At 64.2% G+C, this 12,985-nt stretch carries 13 protein-coding genes; 1 reads left to right on the top strand and 12 read right to left on the bottom strand.

Annotated features, from left to right (window positions below):
- From M2341_RS09380 to M2341_RS09360, 5 genes are all read right to left on the bottom strand, one after another.
- Positions 1-750 carry an SDR family NAD(P)-dependent oxidoreductase gene (locus M2341_RS09380; RefSeq protein WP_264585048.1) on the bottom strand — a complete coding sequence of 250 codons (750 nt, stop codon included), beginning with the start codon at positions 748-750 and terminating at the stop codon, positions 1-3.
- A gap of 27 nt (positions 751-777) precedes the next feature.
- Positions 778-1,245 carry a protein tyrosine phosphatase family protein gene (locus M2341_RS09375; RefSeq protein ID WP_264585047.1) on the bottom strand — a complete coding sequence of 156 codons (468 nt, stop codon included), beginning with the start codon at positions 1,243-1,245 and terminating at the stop codon, positions 778-780.
- Between the two features lie 56 nt (positions 1,246-1,301).
- Positions 1,302-2,816 carry an aldehyde dehydrogenase family protein gene (locus tag M2341_RS09370; protein WP_181559658.1) on the bottom strand — a complete coding sequence of 505 codons (1,515 nt, stop codon included), beginning with the start codon at positions 2,814-2,816 and terminating at the stop codon, positions 1,302-1,304.
- A 269-nt stretch (positions 2,817-3,085) separates the two neighbouring features.
- Positions 3,086-4,732 (bottom strand): GMC family oxidoreductase, encoded by a 1,647-nt coding sequence (locus M2341_RS09365; protein WP_264585046.1) that lies wholly within the window; start codon positions 4,730-4,732, stop codon positions 3,086-3,088.
- Positions 4,733-4,744: 12 nt separating this feature from the next.
- Positions 4,745-5,374, bottom strand: a complete 630-nt coding sequence (locus M2341_RS09360; protein ID WP_264572827.1) for a gluconate 2-dehydrogenase subunit 3 family protein — start codon at positions 5,372-5,374, stop codon at positions 4,745-4,747.
- A 183-nt stretch (positions 5,375-5,557) separates the two neighbouring features.
- On the opposite strand from M2341_RS09360, the gene M2341_RS09355 reads away from it, so the two are divergent.
- Positions 5,558-5,899, top strand: coding sequence for a YdeI/OmpD-associated family protein (locus M2341_RS09355; protein WP_264585045.1), 342 nt, complete (start codon positions 5,558-5,560; stop codon positions 5,897-5,899).
- A gap of 54 nt (positions 5,900-5,953) precedes the next feature.
- On the opposite strand, the gene M2341_RS09350 is transcribed toward M2341_RS09355, so the two are convergent.
- The 7 genes from M2341_RS09350 to M2341_RS09320 form a co-directional block, all read right to left on the bottom strand.
- A complete protein-coding gene (locus M2341_RS09350; protein WP_264572825.1) occupies positions 5,954-6,430 on the bottom strand; it encodes a DUF892 family protein in 477 nt (158 codons plus the stop codon).
- 78 nt (positions 6,431-6,508) lie between these two features.
- Positions 6,509-7,288, bottom strand: coding sequence for a glutathione S-transferase family protein (locus M2341_RS09345; protein WP_264572824.1), 780 nt, complete (start codon positions 7,286-7,288; stop codon positions 6,509-6,511).
- Entirely contained in the window at positions 7,288-8,067 is a 780-nt protein-coding gene (locus tag M2341_RS09340) for a glutathione S-transferase family protein (RefSeq protein WP_264578882.1), read from the bottom strand. Before M2341_RS09340 ends, M2341_RS09345 begins: the two co-directional genes overlap by 1 nt.
- Positions 8,068-8,104: 37 nt before the next feature.
- A complete protein-coding gene (locus M2341_RS09335) occupies positions 8,105-8,482 on the bottom strand; it encodes a twin-arginine translocation signal domain-containing protein (protein ID WP_264585044.1) in 378 nt (125 codons plus the stop codon).
- On the bottom strand, positions 8,479-8,931 hold the full coding sequence (locus tag M2341_RS09330) for a c-type cytochrome (protein WP_264570291.1): 453 nt from the start codon (positions 8,929-8,931) through the stop codon (positions 8,479-8,481). The genes M2341_RS09335 and M2341_RS09330 overlap by 4 nt, the downstream gene beginning before the upstream one ends.
- On the bottom strand, positions 8,928-10,505 hold the full coding sequence (locus tag M2341_RS09325) for an FAD-binding oxidoreductase (RefSeq protein WP_264585043.1): 1,578 nt from the start codon (positions 10,503-10,505) through the stop codon (positions 8,928-8,930). Before M2341_RS09325 ends, M2341_RS09330 begins: the two co-directional genes overlap by 4 nt.
- Before the next feature lie 134 nt (positions 10,506-10,639).
- Positions 10,640-12,964: a TonB-dependent receptor gene (locus M2341_RS09320; protein ID WP_264585042.1), complete on the bottom strand. Its 2,325-nt coding sequence runs from the start codon at positions 12,962-12,964 to the stop codon at positions 10,640-10,642.
- Positions 12,965-12,985 lie beyond the last annotated feature (21 nt).

Genomic DNA, 12,985 nt, shown 5'->3' with positions numbered 1-12,985 from the left:
TTAAACTTCGAGCGTATCGAGCACGCCGCCATCGACTGCCCAGTTCTGCGCCGTCACATGACTGGCAGCCGGTGAAAGGAGGAAGCAGGCGACCTCCGCCAGTTCATCGGCGCTGCCCATCCGGCGCTGGGGCACGCGCTGATTGATGCGCGCGGCTTGCTCGGGCGGGATCAGGTCAAAGGCCGGCGTTTCGATGAAGCCGGGGACGATGCAGTTGCACCGCACACCCTGCGGCGCCAGTTCGACGGCGATGGCGCGCGAGAGCCCAAGTACGCCATGTTTGGACGCGACATAAGCCGGGTTCATCGCCATGCCGCGCTTGCTGGCCATCGATCCGGTGACGAGGATGCTGCCCTCGCCCGCTTCCACCATTCCCGGCGCGAGCGCCTGGATCGCCCAGAAGACGCTGGTCAGATTGACACGGATCACCTCGTCGAACAGCTCGGGCGAATAGGCCAGCGCCGGCGCGAAATTGCCCGCCAGACCGGCATTGGCGAACAACCCATAAGCCGGCCCGAAACGCCCCACGGCCTCTGCCAGCGCGGCTTCAAGCGCGGCTTTGTCACCGACATCGGCGGCGAAGGCAGCGGCATGATCGCCAATGGCCCGGGCCTGATCGGCCAGCGCCTCTTTGCGTCGCGCGAGCATGGAAACCCTCGCGCCACGGGCGGCGAGCATCCGCGCCGTCGCCAGTCCTATGCCGCTGGATGCGCCCGTGACGATCACATGCCGCCCCGCAAAGTCTGTCATGGCCTCTCTCCTCTCCCTGCGCACCGTCTAGCGCGGCGCGATGATCTCGGTCCACGGCCCAAGGTCTGGGCTGCTCCCGGCCTTCGCCGCGTCGGCAGGATCCCATATCTGCGTCATCAGCGCCCGCGCTTGTTCCTCGGCGACGCCCAGCACATCCCGGCGGTAGCGATAGACGAAGGCCGAAACGCGCCAGTTCATGATGCAGTGGATATGCACCGGCGCGTCATCGGCCTCCAGCGCCGCGACGAACGCCTGATAATGCTGCTCGGTCGGCGCATCGAACGGGATGGGGATATGCGTGTAACGCAGCCCTGCCCCGGCCATCTCCGCGGCTTCATTCGGCAGGGCCTCCGGGTGACTGTCCAGCGCGAGATTAATGACATGGCGCACGCCAATCTCGGCAAGGCGCGCAGGATCGCCCGACTGAAGTCGCCCGGACGTCGTGATCCGCGCATCGACGCGCAGAAAGTTCCGGATGTCGTCCGGGTCCGCCATGTCCCTCGACCGATCTCGCCCCCTCCCAGGCTGAGGAGGGGGCGCTCATTTGTGAGTTAGAGGGCGATGATGACCGACTTCAACTCGGTATAGGCCTCAACGCCCTGACGGCCCTGCTCGCGGCCAAGGCCGCTTTCCTTGTATCCGCCGAACGGCAGCGCGGGGTCGATCATCGAGTGGCAATTGCCCCAGATCGTGCCGGCCTTCAGCTTCGCGGCCAGCTTGTGCATGGCCGAGAGATCCTTGGTCCAGATGCCCGCCGCAAGGCCGAAGCTCGTATCGTTCGCCTGCCGCGCGACTTCATCCAGATCATCGAAGCGCTGGGCCACGACGACGGGGCCGAAGATCTCCTCGCGCACCACGCGCATGTCCGGCTTCACGTCCACCAGCACGGTCGGGTTGACATAATAGCCGCCCTCGCTCGCCGGCGCATCACCGCCGACGGCGACAGAGGCGCCCGCCTTCTTGCCGTCCTCGATATAGCCCATCACCCGTTGCATCTGCTCGTCGCTGACCAGCGGCCCCATATGCGCATCGGGATCGAGACTGGCGCGCGGCTGCCAGAATGCGGAGGCTTCCACGAAGTTCTCCAGCACGCTGTCGAACACGCTCTTGTGCGCATAGAGCCGGGAGCCGGCCACGCAGACCTGTCCGGAATTGAAGAAAATCGCCTGCGCGGTGCCGGGGCCGACGACCTTGGGATCGACATCTGGCAGCACGATCACCGGCGACTTGCCGCCCAGCTCCAGCGTGACGCGCTTGAGGCTGTCCGTCGCGGTGCGATTGATGATCTTGCCCACTTCGGTCGAGCCGGTGAAGGCCACCTTGTCGACATCGGGGTGCCGCACGAGCCGATCGCCAGCGGTGTGACCATTGCCGGTGATGATGTTCACCACGCCCGCCGGAATGCCTGCCTCGGCGATGAAGTCGGCCAGCCGCAGCGCGGTGAGCGAGGTCTGCTCGGCCGGCTTGAGCACCACCGTGCAACCAGCGGCCAGCGCCGGGCTGATCTTCAGCACCGCCATCAGCAGCGGGAAGTTCCACGGCACGATCTGCGCGGCGACGCCAATCGGCTCGCGGCGGACATAGCTGTGGAAGGCACCCCGCGGTGCCGACATGGGCTCGATCATCTCGCCGCCCAGCTTGGTTGCCCAGCCTGCCATATAATGCATCATGCCGATGGCGCCGGGCACGTCGATGGCACCGGCCATGCCCTTTGGCTTGCCATTGTCGATGGCTTCCAGCTCGGCCAGTTCATCGGCATGGGCGCCCAGGATATCGGCGAGCTTACGCATCATCGTCTCGCGAACGATGGGCGGCAGGTCGGACCAGCGGCCATCGTCGAAAGCGCGGCGCGCGGCTGCCACGGCGCGATCGACGTCGGCATCACTCGCATCGACAAACCGGCTGATTTCCTTGCCGGAGCTGGGATCGATCACGCCCAGCGTCTCGCCGCCGGTGGAATCCACCCACTGCCCGTCAATGAACAGCTGCGGCTTGCGGGCGAGCGCCTTCTTGGCCGCTTCCGAATAGGGGAATTGCTCGAGCTTCACGTTGCTCATCTGGTTCATTCATCCAGCTCCTCTGTGAACCCGGCTCAGCGTGCCGGGCATATCATCTGCCCAGCGCGCTCCGACGCTTCTTGGCGGCGAAGGAACGCGCATGACCCAAATCATCGATCTCGACGACAGGTTTAGGACAAAGTCATGATGAGAGTCGATGGGGTGATTGCGGGAGCGTTGCGATAACCGTCATCGCCGCCATTCATGCCGGGCGAACGCATCTAATAGGCCAGCCCAAGGGCCGTCTGATTGGTGTCAGATGGCCCCTGTGGCTGCGATCAGATTTGATTGGTCCGCGCGAACCGGGCGATATGTTCGGCCGCGCGGAAGGCGAGGGCCTCGATCGTCTGCGTGGGCTGACCGCGCCCGGACGTTACCATGCTCGATCCATCGCACAGGAACAGGTTCCGCACGTCATGGGTCCGGTGATATTTGTCGATGACCGACGTCTCCGGGTTGTTTCCCATGCGGCAGGTGCCGAGCAGATGCACGCCGCCGCGCCCTTCGCCCACTTCACTGCGGACGACCTGCGTCGCGCCGGCGGCATCCATGATCTCCACCGCCCGATCGGCCTGCCAGTTCGCATGCTTGGTATCGTCGGGGTGATCCTTGTAGGTCACCCGGATGGCCGGAATGCCCCACTCGTCCTTGAGTTCGGGATCGATGTCGACGCGGTTGGTCTCCTGCGCCAGCGACGTGCCGTGGCCCGAGCAGTTCATCCAATAGGTGTAGGATTCCAGATATTCCTTGAACTCCGGCCCCCATGTCGGCGTGCCCTTGGGAACGCTCTGCCCCCAGGTAAGTGGCCCGCCCGAGCGCGCGTCGAACCCGCCGCCACCGTAGAAACCGCGCTTCTCGTCGGCGTCATAGAAATCGTGCAAGATGCGGGTGACGTTCGCGCCCTTATATTCGTTGAGCGGCTGCTCGAACCGGGCCATCGCCCCGCCGCCCTTGTTGCACATCAGATAGCGCCCGACCTTGCCGCTGGAATTGGCCAGCCCATCCGGGAAGGCATTGGTCGCGGAGTTGAGCAGCAGCCGCGGCGTCTCCGCACCATTGGCGCAGACCACGACGGCTCTGGCATTCTGGAACTGCTCCTTGCGATCCTTGTCGAAATAATGGACACCGGTCGCGCGCCCGGCATCGTTCATGCCGATGCGGAACACGTAGCTTTCCGAGCGGATCTCGCAATTACCTGTCGCCTCGGCCTCGGGGATCACCGTCCAGACCGAGGAGGACTTGGCCATCACCTCACAGCCAAAGCCGCCGCACAGGCCGCATTGCGCGCAAGGCGGACGATCCTTGTAGATTACCGAATTGATCGCCAGCGGCGCCGGGAAGGGATGCAGGCCGAGCTTGCGGGCGCCGCGCTCGAACAGCACGCCGGAAGATTTCACCGGCAGCGGCGGCATCGGATAAGGCTTGCTGCGCGGCGGGTCGAACGGGCTGGCACCGGCCAGGCCGGACACGCCGACTTCCCATTCCACCATCGTGTAATAGGGTTCCAGTTCGGCATAGGTGATCGGCCAGTCGACCAGATCGGCGCCGGGAATTGAGCCCCACCGGCTGCCTTCGATAAAATCGATCTCGTGCAGTCGCCAGAAATTGGCGTTGAAATGCGCGCTGCTGCCACCGACGACGCGCGCATAGGTCAGCGCATTACGATCCATGCGCTGCGCCGGCTTGCTCGGGTCGCTGCGGAAGGTTTGCGGATTGGCCGTCGGGCTGTTGGTGATGCCGGACAGGTGCCGGTACTTCAGTTCGTCATGCTCGAACTCGTAGGCCTCCAGCCGAGGCCCCTGCTCCATCACCACGACGCTGTTGCCGGCGCGCGCCAGTTCCCGCGCCATGATGCCGCCCGAAGCGCCCGAGCCGACGACAATGAAATCGACTGTTTCGCTGGTCTTGTATGTCTTGCGATCCATGGGGCGCCTCCGTCAGGCCATGTAGGGCTTGGTGCCGGGATAGGGCTCGAACCCCGGATAATCCTTGTCGTAATAGCCGAAGGGCGGCTCCCAATAATGGCTGTCGATCACGCCGATCAGCTTGGTACCAACCCCCTCAAAATTGCCGCCATATTTGGGCATGGCGATGAGGCCGAGGACCGTCAGCCGCCGCACCGCCAGGAAGAAGGGCGTCTTATCGACCTCCTTGAGCCAGGCGATCTGCTGGGCGTCCGGCGCGGCGGAGAATGGCGCCTGCGTTCCATATTTTGCGGCATAGCCAGCGTTGAACTCGGTCAGACCGGCCTTGAAGGACGGCCATTGCTCAGCAAAGAAACTGCCCATCGCATTGTCGATGAAGTAGACGATATGCGCATCGCGCGCGCCCGGCATGGCGCCGCCCGGCACGATCTGGTTGGCGATCGCATCAACATTGGCCGCTTCCGCAGGGCTCAGCGTCGTAAAGCTCGTATGCCCCTCGCCCGCTCCTGCGCTGCCATGACCATGCCCGACATGCTCTGCGGCGGATGCGATCTGTGGCCAGTTCAAGGTCACCCAGGCCGCGCTGGCCAGATTGCCGACGGCAGCGAGAAACTGGCGGCGTGAGGGGGAAGTCTGGGTCATAAGGCACTCCGAAACCGGCCGGAAAGTGCCATGATTGAGCGCTGCGAGGGGCTCGGAGGGAATACGTCAAACTACGCATTGCGAGGTCGCGCCGGGCTAGCGCAAATGCGCGTCCGCCCCACGCAGCCAGCGCTTCCCGTCCTTCCCATTGAATTGTCCGGTCATCGCGGGCACCATGCGTCCATGGGTAATTTGGTAGGCAAGACGGCAGACGCATTTCCGCATGGCACCGTCCATCGGGCCGCAGACGATCTTCGGCACGCGCTGACCGCAGATGCCGACCTGCTCGCTCTCTGGGAGAAGCTGACTCCGCTCGGCCGGAACGAATTCATCTGCTGGGTGGAGGACGCTAAACAGGCGAAGACCCGCGAAAGACGGATCCAGCGAACCTGCGAGGAACTGCGCGAGGGCAAGAAGCGGCCCTGCTGTTGGGCCGGGTGCATTCACCGGACGGACAAGGCCCCCGGGCGATGGCAGCAGGCGGTGCTCATCGATAGCAAGACCGGCAAATCGCCTCCCGCCTAGGCCCGCGCCATCGGCGTCTTTAGCCTCTGCTAGCTGGTCAGATGAAAGGAACGGTCAGCCGGCGGCTCGCGTCACATCGAGCAGCAGCGTGCGGAATTGCTCATCGCTAGCGTGGGCATGCGTGCGCATCGCGGTCAGAGCCTCCTGCGCACGATCATGGGATAGCCTGTTCGCAACGGCGATGGCGGTCTCCAGGGAGACGGCATCGGCCGCCACGGCTTTTCGCACGGCGCCAATAATGGCGATGTCGCGTAACGCCCCCTGCGGGATCGTCTCGGTATCGCGGTGGGCATCCTTGACGATGCCGCCCATCCAGAGGTTCTCAGCGGGATCGTCGATCGGCTCGAGCGCGTTGATCGCACGCGCCTGATCCCCCCAGCTGCGCGCCAAGGCATCGACAAGCTGGGAAACCGGCAGGCCGACGGCAGCAGCGATTGAGGGCAAAGCCTCGGCGGCGAGAACCCGTCCCGCATACAGGTCTTCCAGACAGACGGTCAGCAAGCTGGTCAGGTCGCGAGCTTGGGTGCTCATGCTGCTCCTCTCCGATGATACAGCGGCGCGACAGGCGCCGCCGATCATCCAACGAGAGAGCGCGGTGGACGTTCCGCCCTAGCCCCAGCGATTGATTTCCGGGCCGGGCGCAAAGGCGTGAGCCGGCTGCGGGCTGCGTGCCTGCGCGAGCGCCCGCTGCACGCTGGGCCGCGCCTCTACGCGCGCAAGCCACGCCGCAAGGCGCGGCTTGTCGGTGAAGGCATCGGAAAGCAGATCACGCATCGGCGCCACCCAGGCGTAGCTTTCCAGATCGGCGATGGAGAAGCTGCCCATGAGCCAGTCGCGCGCCTCAAGGCGACCCTCGATCTTCTGCGTGGCCTCCCGGACCCGCGCCTCGCTGGCAGCACGATGCTCGGCCGAGAGCTGGCCGCTGCGCGTCTCGCGCCAACGCTCGGCCAGATCCTGCGAGGCAATGGGGGCGATCAGCGCATCGAAGCGCGCGTCATCGAGCGCAGCCAAGCGCGGTGTCGTCCACGCCAAGTTGGCCAGGGCCGCCGCGCCGGGCGCGACGCGCTCGATCATCCAGCGACACCAGGCCATCATTTCCCACCGGGCATAGGGATCAGTGGGGCGCAGGCCACAACCGGGCGCGGCGTCATCCAGATAGCAGGCGATGAACACGCTATCGCACAGCGCGTGCCCGTCGACGACGAGCACGGGACCTTCCCCTTCGACGCTGTAATCCACCTCGAAAGCGCGCGGCACAGTCCCGCCATGGCGCTCGGCCATGCCGAGGTCGATAGGGCGAAGCTCCGCGTTCAGACCGCTCTCGAACAGCGCGGCGAGCACCGTGAGCGAGGGGCCGGTCGGCTCGCCATGATACAGGGTCATCGCCATCACGCTGCCTCCTCGATCAAGGGAATGATGCGCTCGGCAAAACGGGGCACGCGGCTATAGGCCCAGGTCTCCCGCACCGCAGGGCGCCGCGCAATGGCGCGCAGCCAGCGCATGATGTTGGGGGTTTTTGCGTCGTTCACGTCATCGGGCTGCATGGAGGGGAGCCCGTAAGCCGAATTGAAGCAATTGATATCCGCCAGCGAGTATTGATCCGAGCCGAGATACTCGCGCTGCCCCAGCGCCTCCTCCAGCTTGGTGATGCCCAGCTTCACCCGCCGCGTCGACTCTGCCAGTTCCGCCTCGCTGAACAAGCCGTAGATCGCCTTGCGCCAGGCAGTGCGGCGCTCCGGCAAGGGAATGCGGTCGATCGCTGCCTTGAGTTCTTCCGGGTCGCGCGCCCGGACTTGCGGGCCGATGAAGATGCTCCAGCCGATCATGCTGAACGACGGGCAAAGCCACTGGTCGAGATATTTCATCCACCAGCGCACACGCCAGCGATCGACCGGGTCTTCAGGCATCATCGAGGGGCCGGGAAAGGCCTCCTCCACATATTCCATCATGGCTGTCGATTCATTGAGCAGCCGGCCGCCATGGGTCATCGCCGGGATCGTCCCCATCGGGTTGATCGCCAGATAGTCCGGCTTGTGCTGATCGAACGAGAGCAGGTCGAGATAATGGCTATTGAACGCCACACCTTTCTCGATGAGGGTGAGCATGGGTTTGCCCGAATTGGCGTTGGGCTCCCAATGGTACAAAGTGACGTCGTTGCTGCTGCTCATCGTAACGCGGGCCGCTGCCCTCTCCTCTCGATCAATTTCAGGCCATCGTCCAGACGATGAGGTCGTGTGCCGTGTCGCGCCGTTCCGAGCGCAGACGCAGGCCGCGGTCCTCAAGCCAGGTCCGGGCGGCGACATAGTCGTTCCACCCGGTCAGACCCGCCACCGGACCAGACATCGCGCCGCTGCGACGGATCGCGCGGACGCCGGCCCAGTTGCGGCTGTGCTCTCCGGCAAGATCGATCTGCTGCACGCCGAAGAACTGCCCGGCGAAGGACCGGCTTGCGGCTCTGCGGCTGTCATAGACGACGATGCGGGCTGCCTTCTCCGGCCCAGCGACGGCCCGGGCGCCGAATAAGCCGACAGCCCCTGCAACCGCCGCGCTGCCCAGCAATTGCCGCCGGGAGACGCCGCTCATTTACCCTTCCCCAGATAGGCCGCCACGGCTTCCAGTTCGGAATCGGTGATGTCCACGCGCGTCTGGCGCGGCATCGCGCCCTTGCCCATGCGCACGACCGCTTTGACATAGTCAGCGGTCAAATCGTCCCGGTTGGCGATCAGCCCCATGGCGGGCGGGTTGCCCATCATCACCTGCTGCTTGGTGATCAGATTGGTGCCCATCCCCCAGTCGAAATGGCAGGCGCCGCACCGATTGGAGAACAGGGCTTCACCGCTATTGGCATTATGCTGCCGGTCACCTGGCGCCATCTGCGCCCGCATGCCGTAAGCGGAGGGTGGCGGCGGGCCACCTGCCGGAGCGCCGCCGGGCTGGGCAGCCCGCGCGTCCCTTGTCCCCAGATCATAGGTCGTCATCAGCACGCCGACCGCCATCAGCGTCATCAGGCTCGTGACCTGCCCTATCCTCATGCCAGAGCCTTTCCACGCTGGTCGGCATAGGCGCTGGGCCAGATGCCGTTCTTGCCGGGAGAGAGAATGCCGTTCGGGTCGAGCGTGTTCTTCACCTGCTCGGTCATCCGCCGCATGGCGTGGTTGTTGAACCCGAAGGTATCGGAGATCGCGTCCATCCAGCCGAGGTGGGTGCGATATTCGGCATAGCCATGGGCGGCAGCGTCGGCGATCAGCGCGTTGAACAGCGTCTTGATCGTCTCGACCTGCTTGTCGTTGTCGCGATCGTACATCAGCATGTTCACATTGTTGCAGAACCGCCCGCCGATGGTGAAGCTGGCGTAGAAATCCACATCATGATCGTTGATGATCTTGCGGCTGCGGCGCATCTGGTCGAGCACATGCTTGCCGGTGGCCGGGACGACCGGCGAGAAACCCATATGGGCACTGCGCCCGCCAACCCAATCGCCCATCTGCAGCGGAACGGCCGATGGTACGCCGAGCGTCAGGTCCATCACATTGGTCGCATCGCCCTTGCGCCACCAACGCTCGCCGATCGGCGTCTTGAGGTGCGGCGCGAAGGCGGCCTTCACGACAGCCGCCTTCGCCTTCGTCACCGATTCCTCGCCATAGAGGCGCAACTGCATGTTCCAGTAGCTGAGCTTGTGCTCCTTGAGCAGCTCCTGCACGCGCCAGTCAGGAATGGCGCCGGGCTTGTCCCAGAAGTCCTTGCGTTGCCCAAGGATCGTCATCTTGCCGAGCCAACTCGGGATGAAGATCGACTGATCGATGATCCGGTTCAGCCGCAGGGGCGTGAGCGTGTCGATCACCCAGGCGATGTCTTCCGCCTGTGGGATTTCAAGGTTCAGCTCCACCGAGGTTTCCGGCTCCGGCATCAGCCACATGCCGGCCTTGGTCACGACGCCCAGGTTGGACTGGGTGAACATCTGGTCCCAGCTCGGGCCATAGCTGAACGGGAAAAGATGCGCGGCCTTGTTGTTCTCCATGGCACCAAGGCCCGTGCGCACCACATCGCCATTGGCGAGCACGACTTCCATGCCGCACAGGTTGCTGGCGTGGACGCCATAAGGCGTGTAGCCGATGCCGTGATCGAGTGCGTTGCCAAGCACCGAGCCCCAGCCATTGCCGGGCACGGACATCATCAGCGGCAGCTTCTCGCGCTGGATATGCTCATAGAGATCGATGAAGCCGACGCCCGGCTCGATGACGCAATAGCCCAGCTCCGGATCGACCTCGAGAATGCGGTTCATCCGCCCGAGATCCAACACCATACAGCCCGGCATCCGCGGCGCCGCCGTGCCATAACCAAGGTTCTTGCCGCGCGCGACCGTCCAGAGGGGCAGCTTGTGCTCATTGGCGATGCGCACGACCGCCTGCACTTCCTCGACCGTGCTCGGGGCCACCGCGCCCGATGCGCTCCAGAGCGTCTCGGGGCCCGGCGCATAGATATCTGCATAGGCGTCGCGATCTTCATCGCTGGTCATCACCCAGCCCGCACCGACCGCAGCCTGCAACGCCTTGACGGCGGCATCGAAGCGTTGCGGTGACATTCCGGGCGGCAAAACTAGCTTCATGCGCTCACCTCTCCTTGCGGGCCTGTGCGGCCTCTCGCTCTTGCGACTATTGCTATTGTGGGATCATGGGGCGGTCAAAGGAAATGAGGGCGACCACGCGGCCGCCCTCCTCAAGTTTATCTCGCCCTAGGGCCTCAGAAGTCCTTCTTGATCGACACGCGCCATTCGCGCGGCGCGCCGACATTGGCATAGGCCGTGCCCGCGAAGCCGTAGACGGCGTCAAACCGCGACGTGTAGTAATATTCGTCGAAGAGGTTGGTCACTTCGAACGACACGGCGAGGTCGCGATCCTGATTGCGCCAGGTCAGCCGGGTGCTGCCGAGCACGTAGGACGGAAAATATTCGAAGTCCGGATTGACCGCGTTCAGCGTTCTGCTGGCCAACTGCCGGCCGCGATAGGCGACGTCCAGCCTCGGTGTAATCGAGCCGGACCCGCCCATGTCGATCTCATATTGAATGCCTGCGCTCCACTGTGTTTCGGGCGAAACGATGGGGCTGCCGGCGGTGATCGTGCTGCCGACGGCGGGCGAGATCGACTTGTACTCCGAACCGATCAGGCTCAGCGACGCGTCGATCATCAGATTGTCGACCGGGGTTGCCGAAACCTCGGCTTCAAAGCCCCACATCTTGCCGTCGCCGGCATTGGCGATGACCGCGCAGGGCCCGCCACCATAAGCCGAACAGTCGGAGAGGGGCAGCTGGATCGCCTTATAGTCGTTATAGAAGCCCGCGAGGTTCACCCGCAGGCGACGGTCCAGCAAGTCCGTCTTGAGGCCGATCTCGTAGGCTGTGACGGTCTCCGGCCCGAACGTGCCTTGGGTCGCGTGCGTCGGCAGGAACGGGCGCGCGGTGACGCCGCCACCCTTGAAGCCCGTGCCCACGGTTCCATAGAGCAACACTTCCGGCGAGAAGCGGTAATCGACGGACAAGCGCCAGTCGACCCGGCTGCCGTCATACACGGCCTTCAGATTGTTGAGAGCCGAGAGGCCGAACGGATCGGGGAAGAGCGGCGCGGTATTGTCGAGGTTCCGCCGGATGAACGTGTAGTCCTTATGCTCCTCAGTGTAGCGGATACCGCCCGTGATCGTCATGCCATCAACCGGACGGACGATCGCAGTGCCGAACACAGCCTTGCTATCCGCATTGATCGGATCGTTGCCGAGGAACTGGAGCGGAACGCCGGGGATGATGTAGCGAATATCCTGAATGGTGAAGTAGGTGCTACGCTGGTCGGAATAGTATCCGCCCACGGTCAAATCGGCCATGTCGCCAAGCTTGGCGTTGACCCGCAGTTCCTGGCTCACGAACCAGAAATCGAGATCGTTGAAGCCGCCGGCAGCCCGCGTCAGCGTCGGCGTGAAATCATCGTCCGTGCCCCAGCGGTTATTGTAGGAGCGGTAGGCCGTGATCGACTGGACCTGGAGATTGTCGGTCACGTCCCAATCGATATGACCAGACACGCCCCAGCCACGGAACTTGTTGCGATTGCCCGTATTCCAGTTGCCGGCCTGACCGCCCGCCGGCAGCCCCCAGCTTGCATAGGTGCACCACGGTCCGCACAGGAAGTTCGAGGCATCGCCCTGCGCGACGATCGGCACTTCCGCAGCGCTCGGGCGATCGGAATACTGATAGTCGCCGATGATCTGGATATCGAGCTTCTCGCCGGCATAACGCAGCGCGCCGCGTACGCCTGAATAATTGATGCCGCCCAGATCCTCGACCACGCAGTCGGTGTTGGTCGGCACGGCCGGCAGGATGCCCTCGGGGTTGCCGGGGTTGGCGCAGCCATAATCGATCTGCTGGACATACCCCCGCTGGCTCTTATGGACGCCGGAAACGCGGGCGAAGAGCATATCCGTAATCGGGAAATTCGCCCCCGCCCGAACTTCCACGCGGTTGCGCGAGCCGTAGCTCACTTCGGCAAAACCGCTCGGATCGGCCTCCGGCTTCTTCGAGAACAGTTTGATCGCGCCCCCAATCGAGTTGCGACCCGTGAGCGTTCCCTGCGGGCCGCGCAACACCTCCACGCGCTCCAGATCGAGCAGGTCGAAATTGGCACCGGTGAGGGTCGGATAATAGACATCATCAACATAAAGCCCGACGCCCGGCTCATAAGCCGGGTTGAAATCGAACTGCCCGATGCCGCGGATGGAGGCGCCCATGGAGTCGCCGAACGCGCCACCCATGGGGGTGAGGGTCACGCTGGGCGCCTGCCGGGCGACCGCAGCGATGTCATCCTGATTGCGCGCCTCGAGCAGCGCCGCATCCACCGCCGTGATCGCCAAAGGCGTATCCTGCAGGCGCTGGGACCGAAATTGTGCAGTAACAATGATATCGGGGGTGCTGTCGGCCTGCGGGGCGGCATCTTGCTGGGCGAAAGCGGGCGTCGTCGCCGCGATGGCCATCACCATAACCGAACCGGCGCATAGCAATGGGCGGATTCTGGACTTCCTGTTCATCACATCTTCTCCTCACCTGTG

It is taken from the genome of Sphingobium sp. B7D2B (genome assembly GCF_025961895.1).
Lineage (GTDB): Bacteria > Pseudomonadota > Alphaproteobacteria > Sphingomonadales > Sphingomonadaceae > Sphingobium.
This window is presented reverse-complemented; position numbering and strand designations above follow the sequence as displayed.